At 76.3% G+C, this 25,215-nt stretch carries 24 protein-coding genes and 1 tRNA gene; 12 read left to right on the forward strand and 13 right to left on the reverse strand.

From position 1 onward, the window contains the following. The first annotated feature begins 158 nt into the window (after nt 1–158). Complete coding sequence (locus BLQ97_RS13565) at nt 159–959, forward strand: alpha/beta fold hydrolase (RefSeq protein ID WP_175471736.1); 801 nt, start codon at nt 159–161, stop codon at nt 957–959. Nucleotides 960–1,055: 96 nt separating this feature from the next. On the opposite strand, the gene BLQ97_RS13570 is transcribed toward BLQ97_RS13565, so the two are convergent. The 3 genes from BLQ97_RS13570 to BLQ97_RS13580 form a co-directional block, all read right to left on the reverse strand. Then, nucleotides 1,056–1,127, reverse strand: a tRNA-Val gene (locus BLQ97_RS13570). A 49-nt stretch (nt 1,128–1,176) separates the two neighbouring features. Then, a complete protein-coding gene (locus BLQ97_RS13575) occupies nt 1,177–1,638 on the reverse strand; it encodes a peroxiredoxin (protein ID WP_091366558.1) in 462 nt (153 codons plus the stop codon). A 43-nt stretch (nt 1,639–1,681) separates the two neighbouring features. Further along, nucleotides 1,682–2,107 (reverse strand): DUF3052 domain-containing protein, encoded by a 426-nt coding sequence (locus BLQ97_RS13580; RefSeq protein WP_091366560.1) that lies wholly within the window; start codon nt 2,105–2,107, stop codon nt 1,682–1,684. A 322-nt stretch (nt 2,108–2,429) separates the two neighbouring features. Between BLQ97_RS13580 and aceE the strand changes: the two genes are divergently transcribed. The 3 genes from aceE to BLQ97_RS13595 all read left to right on the forward strand — a co-directional run bounded on the left by aceE (nt 2,430) and on the right by BLQ97_RS13595 (nt 6,951). Next, a complete protein-coding gene (gene aceE, locus BLQ97_RS13585; protein ID WP_091366562.1) occupies nt 2,430–5,228 on the forward strand; it encodes a pyruvate dehydrogenase (acetyl-transferring), homodimeric type in 2,799 nt (932 codons plus the stop codon). A gap of 134 nt (nt 5,229–5,362) precedes the next feature. Next, on the forward strand, nt 5,363–6,148 hold the full coding sequence (locus BLQ97_RS13590) for a MerR family transcriptional regulator (protein ID WP_091366564.1): 786 nt from the start codon (nt 5,363–5,365) through the stop codon (nt 6,146–6,148). Further along, nucleotides 6,136–6,951, forward strand: coding sequence for a hypothetical protein (locus BLQ97_RS13595; protein ID WP_139173641.1), 816 nt, complete (start codon nt 6,136–6,138; stop codon nt 6,949–6,951). The genes BLQ97_RS13590 and BLQ97_RS13595 overlap by 13 nt, the downstream gene beginning before the upstream one ends. A gap of 88 nt (nt 6,952–7,039) precedes the next feature. Here BLQ97_RS13595 and BLQ97_RS13600 read toward each other — a convergent pair whose 3' ends face one another. The 3 genes from BLQ97_RS13600 to BLQ97_RS13610 all read right to left on the reverse strand — a co-directional run bounded on the left by BLQ97_RS13600 (nt 7,040) and on the right by BLQ97_RS13610 (nt 9,713). After that, nucleotides 7,040–8,440 carry a GH1 family beta-glucosidase gene (locus BLQ97_RS13600; protein ID WP_091366568.1) on the reverse strand — a complete coding sequence of 467 codons (1,401 nt, stop codon included), beginning with the start codon at nt 8,438–8,440 and terminating at the stop codon, nt 7,040–7,042. A gap of 80 nt (nt 8,441–8,520) precedes the next feature. After that, on the reverse strand, nt 8,521–9,009 hold the full coding sequence (locus BLQ97_RS13605; protein ID WP_091366570.1) for a pirin family protein: 489 nt from the start codon (nt 9,007–9,009) through the stop codon (nt 8,521–8,523). Continuing rightward, complete coding sequence (locus BLQ97_RS13610) at nt 9,006–9,713, reverse strand: phosphatase PAP2 family protein (protein WP_175471737.1); 708 nt, start codon at nt 9,711–9,713, stop codon at nt 9,006–9,008. Before BLQ97_RS13610 ends, BLQ97_RS13605 begins: the two co-directional genes overlap by 4 nt. A 44-nt stretch (nt 9,714–9,757) precedes the next feature. On the opposite strand from BLQ97_RS13610, the gene BLQ97_RS13615 reads away from it, so the two are divergent. The 6 genes from BLQ97_RS13615 (at nt 9,758) to BLQ97_RS13640 (ending at nt 16,366) form a co-directional block, all read left to right on the forward strand. After that, on the forward strand, nt 9,758–10,936 hold the full coding sequence (locus BLQ97_RS13615) for a PucR family transcriptional regulator (RefSeq protein WP_091366572.1): 1,179 nt from the start codon (nt 9,758–9,760) through the stop codon (nt 10,934–10,936). Nucleotides 10,937–11,086: 150 nt separating this feature from the next. Further along, complete coding sequence (locus BLQ97_RS13620) at nt 11,087–12,313, forward strand: acyltransferase domain-containing protein (protein ID WP_245692170.1); 1,227 nt, start codon at nt 11,087–11,089, stop codon at nt 12,311–12,313. Beyond that, nucleotides 12,310–13,275: a beta-ketoacyl-ACP synthase III gene (locus tag BLQ97_RS13625; RefSeq protein ID WP_217637190.1), complete on the forward strand. Its 966-nt coding sequence runs from the start codon at nt 12,310–12,312 to the stop codon at nt 13,273–13,275. The genes BLQ97_RS13620 and BLQ97_RS13625 overlap by 4 nt, the downstream gene beginning before the upstream one ends. 77 nt (nt 13,276–13,352) lie before the next feature. Further along, nucleotides 13,353–13,589, forward strand: a complete 237-nt coding sequence (locus BLQ97_RS13630) for an acyl carrier protein (RefSeq protein ID WP_091109968.1) — start codon at nt 13,353–13,355, stop codon at nt 13,587–13,589. Between the two features lie 46 nt (nt 13,590–13,635). Next, entirely contained in the window at nt 13,636–14,865 is a 1,230-nt protein-coding gene (locus tag BLQ97_RS13635) for a beta-ketoacyl-[acyl-carrier-protein] synthase family protein (RefSeq protein ID WP_091366574.1), read from the forward strand. A gap of 88 nt (nt 14,866–14,953) precedes the next feature. Further along, nucleotides 14,954–16,366: an acyl-CoA carboxylase subunit beta gene (locus BLQ97_RS13640; RefSeq protein ID WP_091366576.1), complete on the forward strand. Its 1,413-nt coding sequence runs from the start codon at nt 14,954–14,956 to the stop codon at nt 16,364–16,366. A 366-nt stretch (nt 16,367–16,732) separates the two neighbouring features. Here the strand turns inward: BLQ97_RS13640 and BLQ97_RS13645 are convergent, their stop codons facing one another. Further along, nucleotides 16,733–17,233: a DUF3145 domain-containing protein gene (locus BLQ97_RS13645; protein WP_091366578.1), complete on the reverse strand. Its 501-nt coding sequence runs from the start codon at nt 17,231–17,233 to the stop codon at nt 16,733–16,735. Between the two features lie 355 nt (nt 17,234–17,588). Beyond that, on the reverse strand, nt 17,589–18,668 hold the full coding sequence (locus BLQ97_RS24245) for a GGDEF domain-containing protein (RefSeq protein WP_139173643.1): 1,080 nt from the start codon (nt 18,666–18,668) through the stop codon (nt 17,589–17,591). 138 nt (nt 18,669–18,806) lie between these two features. On the opposite strand from BLQ97_RS24245, the gene BLQ97_RS13655 reads away from it, so the two are divergent. Further along, on the forward strand, nt 18,807–19,721 hold the full coding sequence (locus BLQ97_RS13655) for a maleylpyruvate isomerase N-terminal domain-containing protein (RefSeq protein ID WP_091366581.1): 915 nt from the start codon (nt 18,807–18,809) through the stop codon (nt 19,719–19,721). A 13-nt stretch (nt 19,722–19,734) separates the two neighbouring features. Here the strand turns inward: BLQ97_RS13655 and BLQ97_RS13660 are convergent, their stop codons facing one another. After that, nucleotides 19,735–20,967 (reverse strand): M23 family metallopeptidase, encoded by a 1,233-nt coding sequence (locus BLQ97_RS13660; protein ID WP_245692171.1) that lies wholly within the window; start codon nt 20,965–20,967, stop codon nt 19,735–19,737. A 447-nt stretch (nt 20,968–21,414) separates the two neighbouring features. Between BLQ97_RS13660 and BLQ97_RS13665 the strand changes: the two genes are divergently transcribed. Next, nucleotides 21,415–21,837 carry a DUF1707 SHOCT-like domain-containing protein gene (locus BLQ97_RS13665; protein ID WP_091366582.1) on the forward strand — a complete coding sequence of 141 codons (423 nt, stop codon included), beginning with the start codon at nt 21,415–21,417 and terminating at the stop codon, nt 21,835–21,837. A 228-nt stretch (nt 21,838–22,065) separates the two neighbouring features. On the opposite strand, the gene BLQ97_RS13675 is transcribed toward BLQ97_RS13665, so the two are convergent. The 4 genes from BLQ97_RS13675 to BLQ97_RS13690 are packed head-to-tail and all read right to left on the reverse strand — an operon-like array spanning nt 22,066 to nt 25,170. Then, on the reverse strand, nt 22,066–22,854 hold the full coding sequence (locus tag BLQ97_RS13675; RefSeq protein WP_217637191.1) for an FAD:protein FMN transferase: 789 nt from the start codon (nt 22,852–22,854) through the stop codon (nt 22,066–22,068). Next, nucleotides 22,851–23,279 (reverse strand): FMN-binding protein, encoded by a 429-nt coding sequence (locus BLQ97_RS13680; RefSeq protein ID WP_217637192.1) that lies wholly within the window; start codon nt 23,277–23,279, stop codon nt 22,851–22,853. Before BLQ97_RS13680 ends, BLQ97_RS13675 begins: the two co-directional genes overlap by 4 nt. Further along, entirely contained in the window at nt 23,276–24,685 is a 1,410-nt protein-coding gene (locus BLQ97_RS13685) for a ferredoxin reductase family protein (protein WP_091366584.1), read from the reverse strand. Before BLQ97_RS13685 ends, BLQ97_RS13680 begins: the two co-directional genes overlap by 4 nt. Beyond that, nucleotides 24,682–25,170 (reverse strand): hypothetical protein, encoded by a 489-nt coding sequence (locus BLQ97_RS13690; protein WP_091366585.1) that lies wholly within the window; start codon nt 25,168–25,170, stop codon nt 24,682–24,684. The genes BLQ97_RS13685 and BLQ97_RS13690 overlap by 4 nt, the downstream gene beginning before the upstream one ends. Between the last annotated feature and the right edge of the window lie 45 nt (nt 25,171–25,215).

Below are 25,215 nucleotides of genomic sequence, written 5' to 3' on the forward strand. Positions count from 1 at the left end.
CCTGCCCGCGCGCACCGGGGTCGGTGCGACGGGTGTGGCGCGTGCCACACCCGTCGTATCAGGACCCCGCGCGCCGCCTCGGTCAGGTGTGGCCGGGGCGCCACCGTGGTACCGGCGGGTACGGAGACGGCGACGGGGCCGTCGGCGAGGAGGACAGCGTGTCGCACCACCAGTACGAGGGCCCGGGACTGCCGCTGTACCTCACCGAGGTCGGCCGGGCCTGCGCGGACTACGGGCTCTACCTCGCGGCCCGGCCGCTGCTGCCCCGCCTGCCGGTCGGCGACGGGCACCCCGTGCTCGTGCTGCCCGGCCTGATGGCCGACGACGTCTCCACCCGCACCCTGCGCCGCACGCTGCGCCGGCTGGGCTACCGCGTGCACGGCTGGCGGCTGGGCCGCAACATCGGCCCGACCGCCGAGTGCGTCGAGGGCATGACCCGCCGCATCGAGGACCTCAGCGACCGCTACGGCCGGCCGATCAGCCTGGTCGGCTGGAGCCTGGGCGGCATCTTCGCCCGCGACCTGGCCCGCAAGGCGCCCGACTCGGTGCGCCAGGTGATCACCCTCGGCAGCCCGTTCGCGCTGCAGCGCGACAGCCAGACCCGGGCCAACCGGGTCTTCGAGCGCTACTCGCACCTGCACGTGGAGCGGCGCACGCTGCCACTGGCGAGCGAGTCGACGCCGCTGCAGGTGCCGGCCACCTCGATCTACTCCCACCACGACGGGATCGTCGCCTGGCAGGCCTGCCTGGACCGGCTCTCCCCGCAGTCGGAGAACATCGCCGTCTACGCCAGCCACCTGGGCATGGGTCACCACCCCGCGGTCATCTACGCGGTGGCCGACCGGCTGGCGCAGCCCGAGGGCACCTGGCGGCCGTTCCGCGCCCCGCTGGCGCTGCGCCCCTGCTTCCCGCGCCCCGACGTCCCCACCGCGCTCCCGCGCGCCGCCGCGGCCGCCTGAGCCGCACCTCGACACCTCGACACCGCCCCGTGTCGACCTGGTGTCGTCTCGACCCGCCGGAGACGACCACAGGTCGACACGGGGCGAGGTGGTGGGTGGGCGCGGCAGGGATCGAACCTGCGACCGCTCGCTTGTAAGGCGAGAGCTCTCCCGCTGAGCTACGCGCCCCGCCCGCCCAGGGTAGGGGCCCCTGGGCGGTGGGTCCGGGAACCGGACGTCAGGCCGCGATCCTCGCGACGGCGTCCTTCCAGCCCGACTGCTCGCGCGCGTCGCCGGGCTGGTTCACCTCGGCGAAGGCGACCTTCCCCTCGGCGTCGACGAGGAAGGTGCCGCGCAGGGCCATGCCGGCCTTGTCGTTGAACACGCCGTAAGCCTGGGCGGTGGCGCCGTGCGGCCAGAAGTCGCTCAGCAGCGGGAACTCGAGGCCCTCCTGCGCCTTGAACGCCTTGAGGCTGAACACGGGGTCGGTGCTGATGGCGACCACCCTCACCCCGGCGTCGGTGTAGGTGGACAACTCGTCGCGGAGCTGGCACAGCTCACCGGTGCAGATGCCGGAGAAGGCGAACGGGTAGAAGACGACCAGCACCGGCGTCCCGCGCAGCTCGGCGAGGGAGACCACCTGGCGGTCCTGGTCGGGGAGGCTGAAGTCGGGTGCGACGTCGCCGACGGAGAGGCTCATGCGCCCGATCGTGCCTCACGCGAGCCGTGCCCGGGGAAGGGGCCTAGCGCCGGGAGCGCGCCGCCTTCGGCGTGACCAGCCGGATGCCCGACCAGTCCTTGGCCGCGGAGATGCTGCTGGTCTGCGACAGGCCCGCGGTGGGCGCCACCTCGGTGACGTCGCCCGGCGCGACGTGTCCCGGCCGCCCGGACTTGGGGACCAGCAGCCAGACGACACCCTCGTCGGCCAGCGAGGTGAGGGCGTCGGTGAGCGCGTCGAACAGGTCGCCGTCGTCCTCCCGCCACCAGAGGACGACGACGTCGGCCACCTCGTCGGTGTCCTCGTCGACCATCTCGCTGCCGGAGGCCTCGACGATCGCGTCGCGCAGGTCCTCGTCGGCGTCCTCGTCCCAGCCGAGCTCCTGGACGACCATGCCCGTCTTGATGCCCAACCGGGCCGCCATGCCGGCGCTGCCCGAGTCGACGCTCATCCCTGCTGTTCCTCCGGAGGATCGATGGCCGCCGACCCGGGGCCGGCGCAGGCGGGGCGCCGGTGGTCGGGCGCACGCGGGGGTCTGTCGGGGCCGACGGCGGACACGACCGGCGGGGACGTCACCCGCTGCCTGGTCATGTCACCCCTCTCGTGCCCGGCCGCGCGGGGCCGACGGCGTCGGTCCGCGTGGGCAGGAGCGTAGGGCATGCCTGGTCAGGCGCAAGCGTTCCGCGGGGACCGCGCCGCCGGTACCGGGCGGTACGCCGCCGACGTGCTGGCCTGGCGTGACGCGGACCGCCCGGACGCGCGACGATGGGGGCATGAGCGCACCGCAGCAGGGTGGGGACCCCACCCGCGACGCCGGCCAGCCCCGCGCGGTCATCACCGACGGACTCCCCAGCCAGCTGGTCGACACCGACCCCGACGAGACCCAGGAGTGGGTGGAGTCGCTCGACAGCGTCGTCGAGCACGCAGGCCGCGGGCGGGCCCGCTACCTGATGCTGAAGATGCTGCAGCGCAGCCGTGAGCAGCAGGTGGGCGTCCCGTCCCTCCGCAGCACCGACTACATCAACACGATCCCGCCCGAGCGGGAGCCCTACTTCCCCGGCGACGAGGACACCGAGCGGCGCATCCGCGCCTACATCCGGTGGAACGCCGCGATCATGGTGCACCGCGCGCAGCGGCCGGGCATCGGCGTCGGCGGGCACATCTCCTCCTACGCCTCCTCCGCGTCGCTGTACGAGGTGGGCTTCAACCACTTCTTCCGCGGCAAGGACCACCCCGGCGGCGGCGACCAGATCTGGTTCCAGGGCCACGCCTCCCCCGGCATCTACGCCCGCGCCTTCCTCGAGGGCCGGCTCACCGAGGAGCAGCTCGACGGCTTCCGGCAGGAGGTCAGCCACCCCGGCGGCGGCCTGTCCAGCTACCCGCACCCGCGGCTCATGCCGGACTTCTGGGAGTTCCCCACCGTGTCCATGGGCCTCGGCCCGATGAACGCGATCTACCAGGCGCGGTTCAACCGCTACCTGCAGGCGCGCGGCATCAAGGACACCTCCGACCAGCACGTGTGGGCGTTCCTCGGTGACGGCGAGATGGACGAGCCGGAGTCGCTGGGCCTCATCGGCCTGGCCGCCCGCGAGGAGTTGGACAACCTCACCTTCGTCGTCAACTGCAACCTGCAGCGCCTCGACGGCCCGGTGCGCGGCAACGGCAAGGTCATCCAGGAGCTGGAGTCGTTCTTCCGCGGCGCCGGCTGGAACGTCGTCAAGGTGATCTGGGGTCGCGAGTGGGACCCGCTGTTGGCCGCCGACCGCGACGGCGCCCTGGTCAACCTGATGAACCAGACGCCCGACGGCGACTACCAGACCTACAAGGCCGAGGACGGCGCGTTCGTCCGCGAGCACTTCTTCGGCCGGGACCCGCGCACCCGCAAGCTCGTCGAGGGCATGAGCGACAAGGAGGTCTGGGACCTCTCCCGCGGCGGGCACGACTACCGCAAGGTCTACGCGGCGTTCAAGGCGGCGGTGGAGCACAAGGGCCAGCCGACCGTCATCCTCGCCAAGACCATCAAGGGCTGGACGCTGGGCAGCCACTTCGAGGGCCGCAACTCCACCCACCAGATGAAGAAGCTGACCGCCGAGGACCTCGCCGCCTTCCGCGACCGGCTCTACCTGCCCATCCCCGACGAGCAGCTCGACAAGACGCTGCCGCCGTACTACAAGCCCGACCCGGACTCCGACGAGATGCAGTACATGCTCGAGCGGCGGCGGGCCCTGGGCGGCGCGGTGCCGCGGCGGCGCTCGGAGTTCAAGCAGCTCAAGGCGCCCGACGACAAGGCCCTCGACGTCCTGCGCCGCGGCTCCGGCAAGCAGGAGGTGGCGACGACGATGGCGTTCGTCCGCCTGCTCAAGGAGCTGCTCAAGGACAAGGAGCTCGGCCCGCGGTTCGTGCCGGTCATCCCCGACGAGGCGCGCACCTTCGGGATGGACTCGCTGTTCCCGTCGCAGAAGATCTACAACCCGGGCGGGCAGCGCTACACCTCGGTCGACCGCGAGCTGATGCTGGCCTACAAGGAGTCCGAGCAGGGCCAGATCCTGCACGAGGGCATCAACGAGGCGGGCTCGACGGCGTCGTTCACCGCCGTCGGCACGTCGTACGCCACGCACGGCGAGCCGATGATCCCGATCTACATCTTCTACTCGATGTTCGGGTTCCAGCGGACCGGCGACTCGTTCTGGGCCGCCGCCGACCAGATGACCCGCGGCTTCGTCCTCGGGGCCACCGCCGGCCGGACGACGCTCAACGGCGAGGGCCTGCAGCACGAGGACGGCCACTCGCTGCTGCTGGCGCAGACCAACCCCGCCGTCGTGTCCTACGACCCGGCGTTCTCCTACGAGGTCGGCCACATCGTCAAGGACGCGCTGGCCCGCATGTACGGCGAGGACCCCGGCGCGCCGCTCGGCGGGCACCGCAGCCCCGACGTCATGTACTACCTGACGGTCTACAACGAGCCGTTCCAGCAGCCGGCCGAGCCCGAGGGCCTCGACGTGCAGGGCCTGCTCGCCGGCATGTACCTGTACGCCCCGGGCCAGGGCGAGGGCCTCCGGGCGCAGGTGCTGGCGTCCGGGGTCGCGGTGCCGTGGGCGCTGCGGGCGCAGGAGCTGCTGCGCGAGGACTGGGGCGTGTCGGCCGACGTCTGGTCGGTCACGTCGTGGAACGAGCTGCGGCGGCAGGCCGACGAGGTCAGCGAGCACAACCTGCTGTACCCGGAGGACGAGCCGCAGGTGCCCTACGTGACCCAGCGGCTGCAGGACGCCGAGGGCCCGGTCGTGGCGGTGTCGGACTGGATGAAGGCGGTCCCCGACCTCATCGCGCCGTTCGTCCCCGGCGGCATGGCCACCCTGGGCACCGACGGGTTCGGCCTGTCCGACACCCGCCCGGCGCTGCGGCGGCACTTCCACGTGGACGCCGAGAGCATCGTCGTCCGCACGCTGGCCGCGCTGGCCGACCGCGGGCAGGTCGACCGGGCGCAGGTGCGCGAGGCGGTGGAGAAGTACCAGATCCGCGACGTCCGCAAGGCGCCGGAGGAGCAGCGGTCCGACCCCAGCCCGGCCACCTGAGCCGACCCGGCGACGGCCACCCGGGCCGGCGACCCGGGGCCTGACCCCGGACGGGGGTCGTCCGCACACTCGGTGCGGGCGGCCCCCGTGTCGCGTCTTGACCTTGCCGTAGCGGCAGGGTCGATGCTGACCGCGTGGTGAGCATCGGGGCACTGGCACGGCTGGCGGGCACGACGACGCGGGCGATCCGGCACTACCACGAGGTCGGCCTGCTGCCCGAGCCGCGACGACGCCCCAACGGCTACCGCGACTACGACCTGCGTGACGCGGTCCGGCTGCTGCGGGTCCGCCGGCTGGCCGACCTCGGCCTGTCGCTGCCGGAGGTCACCGCCGCCCTCCGCGACGACCCGGCCGCCGAGGTCCCTGCTGCGGTCGACGGCACCGCGCTGCGTGCGTCCCTGTCGGCGCTCGACGCCGAGCTCGCGCGCCAGGAGGAGTCCATCCGTGCCCGGCGGCGCGAGCTCGCCGCCCTGCTCGCCGGCGACACGGACCCGAGCAGACCCGCCGAGGTGGCCGGGCTCCTGGAGGGACTGGCCCTCGCCGCGCCCGGTGCGCCGGACCGGGCGCTCGAGCGTGACGGCGAGCTGCTCGAGGTCCTCGCCGCGGCGGATCCGGACCGCTTCGGCGTGGTGGCCACCGCCTACCGCGCGATCGTCGACGATCCGGCGGCCGTGACCGCCATGACCGCCTGGGCAGGCCGGTTCGAGGCCCTGGCCACCGCCCGGCCGGACGATCCGGCGGTCGCGGCACTCGCCACGGAGCTCGCCGCGGCCGGCCGCGAGTGGTTCCCCGGCGTGGCCGACGGCCCGGACGGGACCACGGACGCCACCGCCTGGAACGCCTTCCTCGCCGGGCTGGCCCCCGCTCAGCGGCGCTGCGTGGAGCTGGCCGGCCGGGAGTGGTCGACGTGCGCGCGCTGAGGTGGACCGCCCCCGGGGTGCTGGCCGTCGAGGCCGTCCTCGTCCTCGGCGGGCGGTTGTCGGTGGGCGCGGCCGCGCTGGTGTTCGTGGGGGTCGAGCTGCTGCTGACGGCGGCGGTGGTCGCCGGCGCCACCCGTCGGTTCGGCCGGGAACGGGCCGGCGGAGGTGACCGCGCGCAGGCACTCGCCGCCGCCCTGCGCGCGGGGCTGCCCCGACCGGTCGCGACGGCGCTGCTGCACGAGGCCCGGATCGTCGCGTCGCTGGTGCTCTTCCTGCGGCGCCGGCGGCACGGCGTCCCCGTGGGCGCGGTGGCCATCGGGTACGAGCGGGCGCTGCGCCCGTTGGCGGTGACCTTCCTCGTGCTGGCCGTCCTCGAGCTCGTGGTCGTGGAGGTCGCCGTCCCGTGGCCGGCCGTGCGCGCCGTGCTGCTCGTGCTGGGCGTCTACACGGGGCTCGTGGTGGCGGGCATGGCCGCGGGCAACGTCGTGCGCCCGCACGTGCTCACCGGCACCGCACTGCGGCTGCGGTCGGGCACCTGGGCCGACGTCAGCATCCCGCTCGACCGCGTGGCCCACGCGACCGTGCGCCGGCGGGTCGCTCCCGACCGCACGGTCGCGGTCGAGGACGGCGTCCTCGCGATGGGCATCGGGGGCGGGACCACCGTCGACGTCACGCTGACCGCGCCGACCGAGCTGACCGTCGGGAGGCGGCGGGAGACGGTCAGCGCCCTGCGCTTCGCCGCCGACGACCCCGCTGACGCGGTCGCCGCCATCCGTGCCGCCCGGACCGCCGTCGCCCCGTAGTGGGCGCAGTCCGCCCCGGCCGGTCCGGCGACGCGGTCCCCGGCCCCGGGACGGTGGTGCCGGGACGGCCCGGCACCACCGTCCGCGGTCAGGCCCGGTCGCGGTGGCGGCGCAGCAGCTCGGCGTAGAGCCGGCCGCTGTCCTTCACCGTGCGCCGCTGGGTGGCGTAGTCGACGTGCACGAGGCCGAAGCGCTGGTCGTAGCCGCGGGCCCACTCGAAGTTGTCCAGCAGCGACCAGGCGAAGTAGCCACGGACGTCGGCACCGCGGTCGACCGCCGCGGTCAGCGCGCCCAGGTGCCGGACCAGGTAGTCGACCCGCTCCGGGTCGTGCACCGCCCCCTCGGCGTCGACCTCGTCCGCCCACGCCGAGCCGTTCTCGGTGACCACCAGTGGCAGGCCCGGGGCACGCTCGGCCAGCCACAGCAGCACCTCGGTGAAGGCGTCCGGGCTGATCCCCCAGCCCATGGTCGTCGTCGGCCCCGCGGGGTCGAGCTCCACGACGTCCTGCCCGCCGATGAACGGCGAGGGCCCCCTGCCCTCCGGGCGCGGGCCGGCCTGCACGGTGTTCTCGAAGTAGTAGTTGACGCCCAGCCAGTCCAGCGGCGCGGCGATCACCTCGAGGTCGCCGTCGCGCACCGGCAGCGGGGCGCCGGCGGCCTCGAGGTCGGCGACGACGTCGGCCGGGTAGGCGCCGTGCACCGCCGGCTCGAGGAACACCCGGTTCTGCTGGCCGTCGAGCCGGCGGGCGGCGTCGACGTCGGCCGGGGCGTCGCTCGCCGGGCGCATCGGGGTGAAGTTCAGCGTGATGCCGAGGTCGCTCACCCCGGCCGCACGGAGCCGGGCGGCGGCGAGGCCGTGGCCCAGCAGCAGGTGGTGGACGGCGCGGGCCCCGGCGACCGGGTCCTGCAGGCCCGGCGCGTGCTCCCCGGCGACGTGGCCGAGCAGCGCGCTGACCATCGGCTCGTTGAGCGTCGACCAGTGCCGCACCCGGTCGCCGAGGGCGTCGACGACGACGGCCGCGTAGTCGGCGAAGCGGGCCGCGGTGTCCCGGTCGGCCCACCCGCCGCGGTCCTGCAGCGCCTGCGGCAGGTCCCAGTGGTAGAGCGTGAGCCAGGGGTCGACACCGGCCTCGAGCAGGGTGTCGACGAGCCGGCGGTAGAAGTCCAGGCCGCGCTGCTCGACCCGGCCGGCGCCCTCGGGCAGCACGCGCGGCCACGCCACGGAGAAGCGGTAGGCCGACAGCCCCAGGTCGGCCATGAGCGCGACGTCGTCGCGGTAGCGGTGGTAGTGGTCGACGGCGAGGTCGCCGGTGTGGCCCTCGAACGTGCGGCCGGGCGTGTGGCTGAAGGTGTCCCAGATCGACCGGCCCCGTCCGTCCTCGTCGACGGCGCCCTCGATCTGGTAGGCCGCGGTGGCGGCGCCGAAGACGAAGCCGGGTGGGAACGACAGGCCGGCGAGGAGGTCCTCGCGCGGGGCGTCGGTCGTCATGGGGAGGGACCTCCGGGAGCGGTGCGACGGGTTGCCCTGCGGGTCTACACCACGCGCCGGGCGGGCCGGGCGGCGGTCGCTCAGCCCTCGCTCCAGGCCGGCCGGCCGGTGTCCACCTGCCACACCAGGACGGGACCGCCGTCGAGGCGCAGCACCACCCCGCCGGGCACGCCGGGGCCGTCGTCCCCGACCCACAGCCGGGCGTCGGGCCGGCCGAGTTCGACCCACCCCCGCACCGCCCGGTGCACCGCGTGGGACGGCGCCGCGTCGGGGTCGGCCGCCCGCAGGTACGCCTGGACGACGCGCGCCCCCTCCGGCCCGGCCACCTCGTCGTGCGCCAGCCCGGTCCCGGCCCGCAGCACGCCCACGTCGCCGGCGGCCATCGGCGCGCCCTCCCCCCAGGCGTGGGTGAGCGCGCCGGCCAGCACCACCGCCACGACGTCGACGGCCCGGTGGTCGTGGCGGCCGTACCCGGTGGCCGGTGACAGCCGGTCGTCGGTGACCCGCAGCAGCGGGCCCAGCGACCCGTCACCCGGCTCGAGCAGCGTGCGGCCGGCGAGGCCGGTCACCGGGGCACCTCGCGCGGGGGCACCGCGGCGGGGCCGCCGGGCAGGCCGCGGGCGACCAGTGCGACCGCCAGCGACCACACCGTCCCCAGCGCCAGGCCGCCGAGGACGTCGGAGAGGAAGTGCACGCCCAGCCACATCCGGGTCAGCCCCACGAGGACGGCGAGGGCGACCCCGGCGACGACGGCGACCGGGCGGGCGCGCGCGGTCAGCCGCGGCCAGGCCAGCACCAGCCCGACGGTGACCAGCGTGGCGATCCCCGAGGAGTGCCCGCTCGGGTAGGACAGCGACTCGTAGGTCAGCCCGCCGTTCTCGAACGCCGGCCGCGCCCGGCCCACGAACTCCTTGAGCGCGGTGGTCAGCGGGCCGACGGCGCCGATGGCGACGACCACCCACAGCAGCGTGCGCCACAGCCGGCGGCGGACCAGCCAGACCAGCGCCGGGAGGAACACCAGCACGCGGAACCAGGTGGTGCCGGGTGTGGTGAGCACCTCCAGCAGGCCGCCGACCAGCGCGGTGCGGTCGTCGCCGGCGTAGAGCGACCGGCTGACCGCGTCGTCGAGGCGGACCTGCGGCGCGAGGCCGGTGAGCACCCCGGCGCCGAGCGCCACGAGGACGGCGAGCCCGGCGCCGATCGCGGCCTGCACCCGGCGGCGGGTCCGGCGGGGGGCGGGGGGCGGCGCGGTGGCGGGTGCGGCGGGCTCCACTCCCCCACTCTCCCCGACTCCCCGGGCCGTGACACGCTGACCGGGTGGCCCACCGGGTGAGCGACCACCCGCCGTCGGCGGCGACGCTGCGGCGGCTGGAGCGCGCCTCCGGGGCGATCGCCACCCGCGCGGTGGCCCGCATGGACGACGACCTGCCGTGGTTCCGCACCCTGCCCGCCGACCAGCGCTCCTGGGTGGGGCTGGTGGCGCAGGCCGGCATCGCCTCGCTGGTCGAGTGGTGCCGCCACCCCGGCCGCCCGCCGCGGCTCACCGGCGAGGTGTTCGGCGCCGCCCCCCGGGAGCTCGTGCGGGTCATGCCGCTCAAGCACACCGTCGACCTGGTCAAGCTCACCGCCGAGGTCATGGACGACCACGTCGAGTCCGTCGCCGAGCCCGGGGACGCCGACGCGCTGCGCGTGGCGGTGCTGCAGTACAGCCGCGAGGTCGCCTTCGCCACCGCGCACGTCTACGCCAGCTTCGCCGAGAACCGCGGCGCCTGGGACGCCCGGCTCGAGGCGCTGGTGGTCGACGCGCTGGTGCGCGGCGAGCGCTCCGAGGAGCTGCCCGGTCGCGCCGCGGCGCTCGGCTGGGCGGGCACCAGCCCGGTGACCGTGCTCGTCGGTGCCGCTCCCGACGTCGGCGACGCGCACGCCGCCGTCCGCCGGGCCGCCCGCTCGCAGTCCTGCGAGGTGATGGTCGGGGTGCACGCCGACCAGCTCGTCGTCGTCCTCGGCGGCGCCGACGACGTGGGGACGGCGGCCGACCGGGTGGCCGAGGAGTTCGGGCCGGGCCCGGTGGTGCTCGGCCCGGTGGTCGACCGGCTCAGCGACGCGGGCGGGTCGGCCGCCGCCGCGCTGGCCGGCTGGCGGGCGGCCCGCGCCTGGCCCGGGGCGCCCCGACCGGTGCGGGCCGACGCGCTGCTGCCCGAGCGCGCCCTCGACGGCGACCCGCTGGCCCGCGCGGCGCTCACCGAGCGGGTGGTCCGGCCGCTGCGCGGCGCCGGCGGCGGGGTGCTGGAGACGGTGCGCGCGGTGCTCGCCGGCGGGGGCAACCTGGAGGCCAGCGCGCGGGCGCTGTTCGTGCACCCCAACACGGTCCGCTACCGCCTCAAGCGGGCCACCGAGCTGACCGGCCAGGTGGCCACCGACCCCCGGGGCGCCTGGACGCTTCAGGTGGCCCTCGTCCTCGCCGACCTCGACGGCGGCCGCTCCCTCTGGCACTGAGGGCGCCGGGCACGTCCGCGGACGTGCACGCGGCTCCGTGTGGTCCCCACCACGGATCGGGCCTCCGGCGGCGCGTCCACGGCCCGTCTTTGGAGGGTTCCCACAGAAGACGGCGGTGAGCTTTCGTGCCCGGCGAGCGCGCGGGGACCGGTGTCCTCTGACACGGTGGAGGGCGTGCTGGCCGTCCTCGCCCCCGGACAGGGTGCCCAGAAGCCCGGGATGCTCACCCCCTGGTTGGAGCTCCCCGGCGCCGAGTCCTTCTTCCGCTGGGCCGGTGCGATCGCCGACGCCGACCTGCTGACCCTCGGCACCACCGGCGACGCCGAGGCCATCAGGGACACCGCGGTCACCCAGCCGCTGGTCGTCGCGATGAGCCTGTTCGTCGCCCGCGAGCTCGGCGGCCTGCCCGGCCCGGTCGCGCACTCGCCGCAGACCGGCCGCGACGTCGTCATCACCGGGCACAGCGTCGGCGAGCTGACCGCCGCCGCGCTGGCCGGCGTCCTGTCGGTCGAGGCCGCGATCGCGCTGACCGCGGTGCGCGGCCGGGCGATGGCGCGCGCGTGCGCGCTCACCCCCACCGGCATGTCCGCCGTCCTGGGGGGCGACGCCGACGAGCTCGCCGCCGCGCTGGAGCAGCACGGCCTGGCCGCGGCCAACCTCAACGGCGGCGGGCAGACCGTCGTCGCCGGGCCGCTCGAGGGCCTGGCCGCGCTCAAGGCCGCCCCGCCGGCCGGGACGCGGGTGCTGCCGCTGTCGGTGGCCGGCGCGTTCCACACCCCCTACATGGCGCCCGCCCGCGAGGAGCTCGAGGCCCTGGTCGGCGGCCTGCGGCCGGCCGACCCCAGCCGCCTGCTGCTGTCCAACGCCGACGGCGCGGCGGTCTCCTCCGGCGCCGAGGTGCTCTCCCGCCTGGTCAGCCAGGTCACCAGCCCGGTGCGCTTCGACGCCTGCCTGGCCACGCTGCGCGAGCTCGGTGTCACCGCGGCCATCGAGCTCCCCCCGGCCGGCGCGCTGGCCGGCCTGGCCAAGCGCGAGTGGAAGGGCGCGGACGTGGAGGTGCTGGCCCTGTCGGGTCCCGGCGACCTCGACCGCGCCCGCGCGCTCATCGACGCCGCCCGGGGCCGGCCCGAGCCCCAGCACCAGCCGGACTGGCGGGTCGTCGTCTCCCCCGTCCGCGGCACGGTCAGCCCCGCCGACGTCGCCGAGGGCACCCGGCTGCCGGCCGGCACGCCGCTGGGCCGCATCCGCAGCCGCCGCGGCGAGGCCGACGTCTCGGCCGGCTACGACGGCGTCCTCGCCGAGTGGCTGGTCCAGGACGGCGACCTGGTCGACGCCGGCGACCCCCTCGCCCGTCTCTACCCGGAGGTCTCCGCGTGACCATCCACCTCAGGAAGGGCGCCCCCGGCACCCGCGTCCTCGGCCTCGGCTCCTACCGTCCCCGCCGCCGGGTGACCAACCACGAGCTCGCCCAGGTCATGGACACCAACGACGAGTGGATCCAGAGCCGCGTCGGCATCGCCGAGCGTCGCTGGGCCTCCGAGGACGAGACGCTCGTCGAGATGGCCGTCGCCGCCGGCGGCAAGGCGCTCGCGGCCAGCGGCCTGGCGCCCGACGAGGTCGACCTGGTCGTGCTCGCCAGCGCGAGCCTCCGGGCCCCCATCCCGGGCATCGGCCCGCAGGTCGCCCACCGCCTGGGCATCCCCCGGCCGGGCGCCTTCGACCTCAACGCCGGCTGCGCCGGCTTCTGCTACGCCCTCGGGGTGGCCTCCGACGCCATCCGCAGCGGCTCGGCGCGCAACGCGCTGGTCGTCGGCGTCGAGCGGCTCACCGACGTCACCGACCAGACCGACCGCTCGACGGCGGTCATCTTCGCCGACGGCGCCGGTGCCGCGGTGGTCGGCGCCGCCGAGGAGCCCGGCATCGGCCCGGTCGTGTGGGGCAGCGACGGCGACCAGTACAACGCCATCGAGATCGCCGCGGGCAGCTCGACGATGACGATGGCCGGCCAGGCCGTGTACCGCTGGGCCACCACCAAGCTCACCGACACCCTCGTCGAGGCGATGGAGGCCGCCGGCGTCGGACCCGACGACATCGACGTGTTCGCCCCGCACCAGGCCAACCTGCGCATCGTCGAGTCGATGACCCGCAAGCTCGGCTTCGGCGAGAAGACCGTCGTCGCCCGCGACATCGTGCAGGCCGGCAACACCTCGGCCGCGTCGGTGCCGCTGGCGCTCACCGCCCTGCTGGAGTCCGGCGAGGCCAAGAGCGGCGACCTCGCCCTCGTCCTCGGCTACGGCGCGGGCCTGACCTTCGCCGGACAGGTGTTCCGCCTGCCCTGACGGGCACTGTGACCCCCGGGCCCACCGGGGCCCGACGGCGGGCAGCCCCGCCATCCACCGAGAGAGAGGACCTCAGCGTGAGCGAGGACATCCAGGCAGGTCTGGCCGAGATCCTGGAGGAGGTCGCCGGGGTCGCTCCCGCCGACGCCACCCCGGAGAAGTCGTTCACCGAGGACCTCGACGTCGACTCCCTGTCGATGGTCGAGATCGCCACCGCCGTCGAGGACAAGTTCGGCGTGGCCATCCCCGACGACGAGCTCGGCAACATCAAGACCGTCGGCGACGCGATCAGCTTCATCCAGAAGAACAAGTAGCAGGTCCCCCGGCCCCCGGCCGCACCGCTCCCAGGAGGAAACCGTCATGACCGACGTCGTCGTCACCGGCCTCGGCGCCACCACGCCACTCGGTGGTGACGTCGCCAGCACCTGGGAGGCGCTGCTGGCCGGGCGGTCGGGGGTCAGCCGCATCACCGACGACTGGGCCAAGGAGTTCCCCGCCCAGCTCGTCGCCCGGCTCGCGCAGGACCCGGCCGAGCAGCTCGACCGGGTCCGCGCCCGACGCCTGGACCGCAGCCAGCAGGTGGCCGTCATCGCCGCCGAGCAGGCCTGGCGGGAGTCCGGCGCGGCCGACGCCGGCGTGGCCCCGGAGCGGGTCGCCGTCGTCTTCGGCACCGGCATCGGCGGCGCGCTCACCCTCCTCGGCCAGGACGACGTCCTGGAGGAGAAGGGTCCCAAGCGGGTCTCCCCCTTCACCATCCCGATGCTCATGCCCAACGGGCCCGCCGCCGCGGTCGGCCTGGCCGTCGGTGCCCGGGGCGGCGTGCACGCCCCGGTGAGCGCCTGCGCCTCCGGCGCCGAGGCGATCCGCTGGGGGCTGGACCTGCTGCGCTTCGACCGCGCCGACGTCGTCCTGGTGGGCGGCGCCGAGGCGTGCGTGCACCCGCTGCCCATGGCCGGGTTCGCCGCGATGCGCGCGATGAGCACCCGCAACGACGAGCCCGAGCGCGCCTCGCGTCCCTTCGACAAGGCCCGCGACGGGTTCGTGCTCGGCGAGGGTGCCGCCGCCCTGGTGCTCGAGCGCGCCGACGCGGCCCGCGCCCGCGGTGCGCAGGTGCACGCCCGGCTGGCCGGCGCGGGCGCCACCGCCGACGGCTACGACCTGGTCGCACCGCACCCCGAGGGCGAGGGCGCCGGCCGCGCCATCTCCGCCGCGCTGCGCGACGCGGGCCTGTCGGCCACCGACATCGGCCACGTCAACGCGCACGCCACCTCCACGCCGGTCGGCGACACCGCCGAGGCCGCGGCCATCCGCGACTCGGTGGGCGACCACGTGCTCGTGACGGCGACCAAGAGCCAGACCGGCCACCTGCTCGGCGCCGCCGGCGCGCTGGAGTCGGTGTTCACCATCCTGGCGCTGCGCGACCAGCTGGTCCCCGCGACCGCCAACCTCGACGACCCCGACGACGACGCCGCCGTGCAGGCCCTCGACATCGTCCGCCGGGAGGCCCGCAAGGCCCCGCTCACCGCCGCGGTCAACGACTCCTTCGGCTTCGGCGGCCACAACATCGCGCTGGTCTTCACGACGCCCTGACCACCGGCCCCGCTGCGGGGCCGCGCTCCCCCACCGGCCTCGCGGGCCGGCCACCCCCACCGGCCCCGCGCCGGCCTCAGGAGACCCCGTGACCACGCTGCACGCCGTCCCGACGCTGCCCACCACCGACCCGCGCGACCCCGAGGACCGGCTGCGGCGCCTCCTCGACCCCGGGTCGGTCACCCTGCTGGCCCCCCGCGACACCTCCGGGACCCTCGCCGCCCGCGGCACCGTCTCCGGGTCGCCGGTCATCGCCTACTGCACCGACGCCACGGTCATGGGCGGCGCGATGGGCGTCGACGGCTGCCGGCACGTCGTCGACGCCATCGACACCGCGCTGCGCGAGCGGCTGCCGGTCGTGGGCCTCTGGCACTCCGGCGGCGCGCGGCTGGCCGAGGGCGTCACCGCGCTGCACGCCGTCGGCGAGGTGTTCGCCGCGATGGTGCGCGCCTCGGGGCGGGTGCCGCAGATCTCCGTCGTCCTGGGTCCCGCCGCCGGCGGCGCGGCCTACGGCCCGGCGCTGACCGACCTGGTGGTCATGGGCCCGGCCGGGCGGGTGTTCGTCACCGGCCCCGACGTCGTCCGCTCGGTCACCGGCGAGGACGTCGACATGGAGAGCCTCGGCGGCCCCGACACCCACGGCAGGCGCAGCGGCGTCGTCCACGTGGTCACCGACTCCGAGGACGCCGCGCTGGCCACCGCCCGCCAGGCGGTCGACCTGCTGGCCGCGCAGGGGTCGTTCGTGCCGGCCGCCGTCGAGGCCGACGTCGACCTGCGCGCGCTGCTGCCCGAGCGGACCAACCGCGCCTACGACGTCCGGCCGCTCGTGGCCGCCGTCCTGGACGGGCCCGGCCTGGAGCTGCACCCGCGGTGGGCGCCCAACGTGGTGACCACGCTCGGCCGGCTCGCCGGGCGGACCGTCGGCGTGGTCGCCAACAACCCGCTGCGGCTGGGCGGCTGCCTGGACTCCGCGTCGGCGGAGAAGGCGGCCCGCTTCGTGCGGATGTGCGACGCGTTCGGGGTGCCGCTGGTCGTGCTCGTCGACGTCCCCGGCTACCTGCCCGGCGTCGGCCAGGAGTGGGACGGCGTGGTGCGGCGCGGCGCCAAGCTCCTGCACGCCTTCGCCGAGGCCGTGGTGCCCCGGGTGACGCTGGTGACCCGCAAGGCCTACGGCGGCGCCTACATCGCCATGAACGCGCGCTCGCTGGGTGCCACGGCGGTGTTCGCCTGGCCGGGCGCGGAGGTCGCCGTCATGGGCGCCAAGGCCGCCGTCGGCATCCTGCGCCGCAAGGAGCTGGCCGCCGTGCCGCCCGCCGAGCGCGAGGCCCTGCACGCGCGGCTGGCCGCCGAGCACGAGCGGGTCGCCGGCGGGGTCGACCGGGCGCTGGAGATCGGCGTGGTCGACGAGGTGGTCGAGCCGACCCGCACCCGGCGGGCGCTGGTGGCCGCGCTGGTCGCCGCACCGGCCGGCCGCGGCGCGCACGGCAACATCCCGCTCTGAGGGACACGCCCTGATCAGGTGACCTGGTCATGGCGTGTCCCACCCGACGGTGGGCGGTGCGGTAGGACGCGCTGCGGTGCGGTAGGACGCGCTGCGGTGCGGGAGGACGCGCTGCGGTGCGGGAGGACGCGCTGCGGTGCGGGAGGACGCGCTGCGGTGCGGGAGGACGCGCTGCGGTGCGGGAGGACGCCGGTGCCGGACGCGGACGGACGAGAGGCCCGTCACCGCTGCAGCGGTGACGGGCCTCTGTCGGAGGTCGCCCGGACGCCGCTTCCCCGACGGCGTCCGGTCGACCTGGTCTGGAGCCTACGACGAGTTCCCGCAGGTCCTCATCTCGTGTGCCCGGATCGTGACCTGCGTGTTCCCTCAGACGACCTGGTGCAGCCAGGTCGTCTGGCTGCCGTCGCCGGCGTAGCGGTACACCTCGAGGTCGGCGTCCCACGCCGCGCCGAGGAGCTGGTCGACGCCGTGGCGGAACGCCTCGACCGACGTGGCGGTCGCCGCGAGGGTGCGCAGCTGCTGCTCGGTGACCACGATGTCGCCGTTGGCGCTCGTGGGGGCGCGGAACACCCCGTGCCCGGGCACGTAGGACATCCGCTCACCGTCGTTGCCGTGACTGGCCTCCTCGGTGACCTCGAAGCGCAGCATCGGCCACTGCCGCAGCGCGGCCACCAGCTTGGCGCCCGTCCCGGGAGCGCCCGTCCAGGCGACCTCGGCACGGTAGGCACCGTGCGCCGCGGGCTGGTCGGCCCACGACAGGGAGACCGGCGCGCCGACGACGCGTTCGAGCGCCCACTCGACGTGCTGGCAGAGCGCCTTCGGGCAGGAGTGCACGAAGACGACACCCTGGGTAGACCGTCGCTGCACGAGGCACCTCCATCGACTCGATCGGTCTCGTCTTCCCCAACGGACGATCGGTTCGGTGACAGGCTGTGGTCAGCGGCGGCGGATCAGGGCCTCCGGGGACAGTGTGCACGATGAGGTACCCGTCGCGCCAGTGCGGATGCGCCACATGCGTCAGAAGTGACGGAGGTGATCTCGGGCGGGACGGAAGTGCAGGTCAGCGCCATACCATGACGGCGTCCTCGCCGTCCAACCCGGTCCGGGACGGTCCTGACCGTACACCGGAGGGCCGCTCACCAGGCGTTGTACGCCCTCGTGTCCCCTCCGGCACTCCCTGGTTCCGGCATCACGGTCGGTGACCGCCGCGCGGAACGGGCGATCACCCAGCGAGTTCGTGGACCCCGTCCCCACCGGCGGCCTTGGCCCGGTACATGGCCGCGTCGGCGCGGTGCAGGACGCCGGCGACGTCGTCCCCGGCCCCCACCAGTGCCCGGCCGACGCTGGCGGTGACGCCGTGACCTGCGCCGACGGCGGCGACGGCGGCACGCAGCCGGTCGGCGAGGACGGCGTCGTCGGCGGGCAGCAGGGCGTCGGCCAGCACGGCGAACTCGTCGCCGCCGAGCCGGGCGACCGTGTCGGTCTCGCGCACCGCCGCGGTGAGCGCCTCGGCGACCGCGCGCAGGACGGCGTCGCCGGCGGCGTGGCCCTCGAGGTCGTTGACCGCCTTGAAGCCGTCGAGGTCGACGATGCAGACCACGGCCCGCTCGCCCGCACCCGCCCGGCCGACCGCCCGCTCGAGGCGCTCGAGGAAGGCGCGGCGGTTGGGGACGCCGGTGAGCGGGTCGGTGGTGGCCAGCGCCTCCTGGGCCCGCAGCAGCAGCACCTGGCGGTCCTGGGCGGCCCAGTGGTTGGCCGAGGTGAACGAGCAGCAGATGGTGAAGACCGCCATGACGCTCGCGGTGAAGACGACGTGCGAGTCGATCTCGTCGGCCACCACGAACAGGTGGGCGAGGGCCATCCCCGCACCGGTCAGGGCCACGCCGACGGGCGGGTAGGCCACGGCCATGAAGGCCAGGGTGACGAACAGCATCGTCCAGAACGGGCTGCTGGTCCCGCCGTCGAGCCGCGCCCCGAGCGCCACCACGATCGTCGTGGCCAGGCTCCAGCCGTAGAAGAGCAGGCAGCCGCGCAGGTCGCGCATCATCTGCCGCAGCGGCAGGGCCAGCAGCAGCGGCGAGAGCAGGACGACCCCGCCGGCGAGGGCCAGCAGGCCGAGGTCCACCTGCGGCGAGCTGGGGGCGAAGAACAGGTGGGCGAGGGTGGTCCAGCCGCAGAGCTGGGTGAGCAGCACGCCGGTGCGCACGTGCCGGACCCAGTACTCGACGCGCTCGTCGTCCCCGGCCAGCGGCCGCAGCAGCCCGGTGACCAGCCAGGCCGGCAGCCGCCTGCGCCGGGTCACCCGCTTCTCCACGCTGCCGGGATCGACGTCCGCGGCCGGGCGCTTGACCCGGCGCGCCGGCGCCTCCCCCCTCCGAGGGGGAGGAGTGTGACCGGCGGCACCCGCACGGCCGGCCGTGGCGGTGGGTAGGGCCCCGGCATGACCGAGGGCCAGGACGAGGGGACGCGGCGGCACGGCCTGGCCGACGCCGGCCGGGACGTGGTGGGACCGATGGTGCTCGGCGCCTGGGACGCCTTCCTCGACCAGGCGGCCGCCGTCGACCTCGGCCGACCGACCCAGCTGCCGGGCTGGCGGGCACACGAGGTGTGCGTGCACCTGGGCGCCTGGCCCGACCACGAGGCGCTGGCCGGCCTGGTCGCCTCCGCCCGCGCCGGGGGCACCGGGACGCCGGCCGACGTCGACGGGACGAACGCCCGGGTGACCGCGGCGCACCGGGACGCGCCGCGGTCGGAGGTGCTGGCCGCGCTGCGCCGCAACCGCGAGGCCACCGCCCGCTACCTGGCCGAGGAGCCCCTGGCGCTCGACACCGCACCCACGGTCTCCACCGTGGGCCCGCTGCCGGTGCTGTCGGTCGTGCTGGGGCAGGCCTACGAGCTCGCCGTCCACGGGCTCGACCTCGCCGCCGCGGGAGCTCCTCCCCCGCCGGCGTCGGTGCTGCAGTCCGGGCTGGCCGCGCTCGCCGACGTGACCGGGGCGCTGGCGGCGGCCGCGGGGATCACCGGCGGGGCGACCCTCGTCACCCCGGACGGCGGGTGGTCCTTCGCCGCCGGCGCCGGGGGCTGGACGGTCCGCCGGGTGGACGGCGGGCGCCCGCCCGGCGCCGCGGTGGAGGCGCGGGCCGACGTGCTGCTGGAGGCCGCGTCGGGCCGGACCAACCCCGCCGCCGCCCTGGTGCGCCGGGGGCTGCGGGTGCACGACCTGCCGGGGCTGGTGCGGCTGGCGCCGATCGTGGAGTCGGCGCCGGGCATCCCCGGCGCCCCCGTGCTGGCGCTGGCCGCGCGGACGGTCGGGGGCGCCGGCGACCTGCTCGGCCGGCTGCGCGGGCGCCGGTGACGCCCGCGGCCGGTCAGGAGCAGCCGCCGCCCAGCGAGATGCCGTGCGCCGACAACCACGGGACGGGGCTGACCCGGTTGGCGTAGAGCCCGCCCTCGTGCACCTCGAAGTGCAGGTGCGGCCCGGTGGACTGGCCCTTGTTGCCGACCTCGGCGATCTGCTGGCCGGTGCTGACCACCTGGCCGGCGGAGACGAAGAACCGGTTGACGTGGCCGTACACGGTGACCCGGCCGTCGTCGTGCTGGACGTAGACGGCCTGGCCGAACCCGCTGGCGGGACCGGCCTGCAGGACGACCCCGCCGTCGGGCGCGAACACCGGCGTGCCGATCGGCGCCGCGATGTCGATGCCGTAGTGCATTGTGCCCCACCGGGCGCCGTAGCAGGAGGTCACCCGGCCGGCGGTCAGGGCGGCGCCGCCGCCGGTGGACTGCACGCTGACCGCGGCGGCCTGCTCGGCCTGCTGCTGGGCCTCCCACGCGGCCTCGGCCTCGGCGATGCCCCGCAGGCGGAGCAGCTCGACCTCGGCGGCGCGCAGCCGCTCGTCGAGCGCGGCCTTCTGCGCCGAGAGCGCGTCGAAGTCGCCCTGCGCCGCGGCCAGCCGGGCGTCGGCGGCGGCCTGCGCCTCGGCGGCGGCGCGCGCGGCGGCGTCCCGCTCGTCGACGGCGGCGCGCGCGGCGGCGTCGGCCTCCTCCTCCTGCGCCTCGAGCAGCTCGAACTCCTGCAGGGTCTGCGCCCGCTGGGCGCCGAGCAGGTCGAGGGTGGCCGCCCGCTCGAGCACCTCGCGGGGGCCCTCGCTGTCCAGCAGCACCGAGACGTCGCCGCCGAGCTCCCCGCCACTGCCCATGTAGGCCTCGCGGCCGAGCTCGACGACCTCGGCCTCGGCAGCGGCGACGGCGGCGCGGGCGGCCTGCAGCTCCTCGGCGGCGCGGGCGGCGGCCTCCTGCGCGGTGGCCAGCTCGGCCTGGGCGACCAGCGCGGCGTCCGCGGCGGCCTCGGCCTCGACCGTCATCCGCTGCAGTGCCTCCTCGGCGGCGGTCACCTCCGCCTGGATGCGGCCCACCTCGGCGACGAGGTCGCGCTCGGCGGCCTCCGCGGCCGCGACGTCGTCCTCGGGAGCGGCGAGCCCGGGGGCGGGAGCCGTCAGCACCACCCCGAGGGCGACCCCGGCGGCGAGCACGGCACGCCGGAGACGGCGGGGCAGGGCGGGGCGCGGGCCGGCGGCGGTGCGGTGGTGCAGGGTCGCCAAGAGGGCGTCTCTCCGTTCCTCGCAGCCGCCCGTGGGGCTCGCGGGCACGCCCGGTGCGGGCACACCCGTGCCCGCGTCCGGCGTCCGCGGGCGTGACCGAGCCGGGGACTCCCAGGGGTCCCCGGTCCCCCGGCGCGGGCGCCGGGCAGTCAGGCGGGGCCTGCCCGGGGCCCTCGGTTCGAGGAGCTGAGGCCCGGCAGGACCGCGGGCGAAGGTACACGGTCGCCCCGGTGCCGGATCACGGATCGGGAACGATCCCGGCGCGTCTGTTTGCACGTTCAACCTCGTGACCTGCGGTCTTCACGAGACGTGCGGACCAGTGCACCCTGTGCCACTTCCGGTCCCCCTGGCAGGTCGTGGACCAGGACAGTTGCGCAGCTCACAGCTCCGTCACAGGAACCGCGGGCACCCTGGCCGGCCGGACCGGACCGCAGCAGGAGGAACCCCATGGACGACGCCACCCCGGTGCAGGGCCCGCCGATGCGGGCCGCCGACAGCGACCGGGCGGCCACGGTGCACCGACTGCAGGACGCCGTCGCGCGCGGGCTGCTCACGCCGGACGAGGGCAGCGACCGGATGGCGGCCGCCTTCGCCGCCGTCCACCTGCGCGACCTCGCGCCGCTGACCGCCGACCTGCCGCCGGCGGCTGCCGGGCGGGCCGCGCCGGGCTGGCGGCCGCTCGGCCTGCTGGCCTGGGAACAGCTGCGCACGACCGTCAGCACCGCCCGGGGCGGCGGTCCGGCCGCGGTCCGGCTCGCGCTGCTGGCCGTCGTCGGGCTCGTCGTGCTCGTGGCCCTGGGGTCACTGGCCCTGCACGGGCTCCTCGACGGCGGCCCCGGCCACTGGGACGGCCCCCGCGGCCCCCACTGAGGTCCGGTCACCCGGACCGCCACGGCCCTCGCCACCGGGTCCACCTGCCGGACGCTCCCTGCGCCGCCCGGGCGCCCCCTCGCGCTCCCCTCGGCCCGGCCCACCGTGTCCTGCCGCGTCACCGCTGCTCCTCCCCGCCGGCACCGCGCCGGCCGCTCGTCCCGTGGAGCAGCCCACCAGGGCACGCGGGACGCCGGCAGCGCCCGGAGCGGACCTGTGGACGACGGGTCAGGCTGTGGACGCGAGCGGCCCGGCCGGCTCCCCGACGGGGGTGGCCGACCCGTCGGACCAGACCACCAGCCCGGTGCGGCCGGGTCGGCCGGCCAGCCAGCGGGCGGCGTCGCGGCCCTGCACGTAGGCGGCGGTCGCGTCGACGTCGGCGTCGGTGAGGGAGTCGGCGACGACCGTCACCGACGCCACGCCCGCCGGCGGCCGGCCGGTGCGCGCGTCGACCAGGTGCTGCCCGCGGTGCGCCGTCCCGGAGGTGGCGACGGCTCCGGTGTGCACGGGCACCCGCGCGACGAGCCGGCGCGGGTCGCGAGGGTCCTCGATGCCGATCCGCCAGGGGGCGGCGCCGGGGTCGAGGGTGCGGCAGAGCAGGTCCCCGCCGGCGTTGAGCGCGAAGTCCGTGTCGGGCAGCGCCCGCAGCGCGGCCGCGGCACGCTCGGCCGCCCAGCCCTTGACCACCCCGCTGGGGTCGAGCAGCTCGGTGCCGTCCGGGCCGCGGCGGCGGACCCGGAAGGCCCCGCCGCTGTCCCGCTCGGCCGCCGCGCCGATGGCCAGCACCTCGGCCACCTCGGGCGGGCAGTCCGCGAGCGCCAGCTCGCCGCGGCCGAGGCGGGAGACCACCGAGTCGGGCCGCCAGGTGCTGAACACGCGGTCGGCGGCCTGCAGGACGGCGACCGTCCCGGCCCAGGCCGCCCGCCCGGCCGCGTCGTCCGCGTGCCGGCCGCGCAGCGCGAGGCTGACCGGCAGCCCCATCACGTGCGCCACGTACCGGGTGGGCGCGGCGGTCACAGCCCGGCCTCGTCGAGGGCGGCCTGCAGCGACTCCGCGTAGCCCTCGCTGGTGTAGGTCGCGCCGCTGACCATGTCGACGTCGGCGCTCTGGGCGTCGAGCGTCTCCTGCACCAGCTGCGGGACGGCGCGGGAGTTGATCTGCTGGTCGCGCCGGTCACCGTCGGGGTACTCGACCACCTCGACGTCGGTGATGACCCCGCCGGACACGGTGACCTGCACCTGCACGGGGCCGTAACGGGTGTCGACGGCCGGCCCGGTGACCGTGGTGGCGCCGTCGGTGCCGGTCGTCGTCCCCGCCGGTGAGGCGGCCACGACGGTGGCAGCCTCCGGCGCCGACGACGTGGACGTGGGGTACTGGAAGAGCAGCACCACGCCGGTGACGGTGCTGGCCAGCCACAGCACGATGCGGCGCACCCCGCTCACCACCCGGAGCTCTCGACGTGGCAGCGGGCGCCGGGCAGGCCCGCGGCCTCGGCGCTGCGGCGGACGTCGCGGGCCCAGTCCTCGGGGCCGCAGACGTAGACGTCGCGGTCGGCGACGTCGGGGACCCAGGAGCGCAGCACGGCGGCGTCGTCGAGCGGGGGCGTGCCGTCGCCGAGCCAGGAGCCCGGCGCCCGGCGGTGGCCGGGCAGCAGGACGACGTGCAGGCCCCGCTCGGCGGCGAGGACGGCGAGCTCCCGCTCGAACAGCGGGCGCCCGGTGAAGCGGTAGAGCAGCGTCGCCTCGCCCGGCGCGTACGGGAGGGCCTCGGCGAGCGCGCGCAGCGGGGCGATGCCCACGCCGGCGCCGACGAGCAGGACCCGCGGCCGGGTGCGCGCGCGGGCGGACAGCCGGCCGTGCGGTCCCTCGACGAGGACGCGGGTGCCCGGGCGGAGCGCGGCGACCGAGGCGCTGCCGTCGCCGGAGTCCTGAACGGTGATCCGCAGGCTGCGGCCGTCGGGGGCGGCCGACAGGGAGTACGGGTGGGCGCGGGTCCAGCCGGGTCCGGCGAGGAAGCGCCAGGTGAGGAACTGGCCGGCCTCGACGGGCAGCCGGTCGAGTCGGTGCCCACCCAGGTACACCGACACGACGCCGTCGCCCTCGGGCACCACCGAGGTGACGCGCAGGCGGTGGCGGGCGCTGCGCACCAGCGGCAGGGCGACCCGCCACACCAGGACGGCGACGGCGGCCGTGGCCCACAGGCCCCACCAGTAGACGGTGCGCGCGGGAGAGGCCAGGAAGTCCTGGCCGGTCCACAGCTGGTGCGGCAGCGCCAGGCCGACGCCGAGGTAGGCGTAGAGGTGGACCAGGTGCCAGGACTCGTAGCGCATCCGGCGCCGGGCGGCGCGGACGCTGGTGACGACCACCGCGACCAGGCAGGCGGTGCCGGCGACGGCCAGCAGCATGCCCGGGTACCCGGTGGTGAGGTCCCAGAGGGTGGCCGGTGTCCGCGCCAGCTCGCCGGCGGCGTAGCCCCAGGTGATCAGCACGACGTGGGCGGCCACCAGGTCGAACGAGGTGATGCCGGTGAGCCGGTGCAGGCGGGCGAGCCGGTCCTGGCCGAAGGCGCGCTCGAGCACCGGGACGCGGGCCATGAGCAGCACCTGCACGAGCAGCAGGTCCGAGGCGAGCAGCCCGGTGAGCCGGCCGGTGGACTCCAGGCCGGACTGCCAGCCGCCGAGGTCGGCCACCCCTCCGCCGGTGGCCCACCACCCGGTGACCAGCGCCAGGCCGGCCCAGAGGAGGACGGTCGCGCCGGTGCGGACGGCGGCGTCGGTGCGCGGCCGCCGGTCGGGCCCGGGGACGGCGGCCGCCGTCCCCGGGGCGGGTACCGCGAGGAGGCTGGTCACGCCGCGTCGCCGGTGGTGTCGTCGTCCGGGGTGGTGCCGTCGTCGGTCGTGCCGTCGTCGGTGGTGCCGTCGTCGAAGCCGGGCGGGGTGCCGCCGAAGCCGGGCGGGGTGCCCTGGCCGAAGTCGGGTCGGCCGCCGAGGAAGCCGTCGCCGTCCGGGTCGGTGGTGGTGCCGCCCTGCTGCACCGCCGGCGAGGCGGCCCCGTCGCCGGTCGCGGCCTGACCGACGGCGAACCCGCCGACGCCGCCGATGGCCAGCAGCGCGGCGGTCGCGGCACCGACGGCGGCGCGCTGCCGCAGCTTCGCGGGCAGCCGGCGCGGCTTCCCGGTCGCCAGTGCGCCCGACGGGGCCGGGGCGGCCGGCATCTGCGCCGTCGTGGTGGCGTGCGGGGTGCCCGTCGCGGCGTCCGGCGTGTGCTCGGGGTGCCAGGTCGGGGCGCCCGAGGGCTCCCAGCGGTTGCCGCTCGGGGTCTGCTGCTCGTTCACGGTGCTCCTCGTCGTCCGGGGAGCTCTCACGCTGGAGGTCGTGAC

Origin of the sequence: Geodermatophilus telluris, from assembly GCF_900102745.1 — a bacterium.
In the GTDB taxonomy this organism is placed as follows: domain Bacteria; phylum Actinomycetota; class Actinomycetes; order Mycobacteriales; family Geodermatophilaceae; genus Geodermatophilus; species Geodermatophilus telluris.

What these genes read in the sequence shown, in the direction of transcription:
- BLQ97_RS13575 (WP_091366558.1), bottom strand. Translation starts at nt 1,638, where the DNA reads ATGAGCCTCTCCGTCGGCGACGTCGCACCCGACTTCAGCCTCCCCGAC.
- BLQ97_RS13580 (WP_091366560.1), bottom strand. Translation starts at nt 2,107, where the DNA reads ATGAGCGTCGACTCGGGCAGCGCCGGCATGGCGGCCCGGTTGGGCATC.
- aceE (WP_091366562.1), top strand. Translation starts at nt 2,430, where the DNA reads ATGAGCGCACCGCAGCAGGGTGGGGACCCCACCCGCGACGCCGGCCAG.
- BLQ97_RS13600 (WP_091366568.1), bottom strand. Translation starts at nt 8,440, where the DNA reads ATGACGACCGACGCCCCGCGCGAGGACCTCCTCGCCGGCCTGTCGTTC.
- BLQ97_RS13635 (WP_091366574.1), top strand. Translation starts at nt 13,636, where the DNA reads ATGACCGACGTCGTCGTCACCGGCCTCGGCGCCACCACGCCACTCGGT.
- BLQ97_RS13655 (WP_091366581.1), top strand. Translation starts at nt 18,807, where the DNA reads ATGACCGAGGGCCAGGACGAGGGGACGCGGCGGCACGGCCTGGCCGAC.
- BLQ97_RS13665 (WP_091366582.1), top strand. Translation starts at nt 21,415, where the DNA reads ATGGACGACGCCACCCCGGTGCAGGGCCCGCCGATGCGGGCCGCCGAC.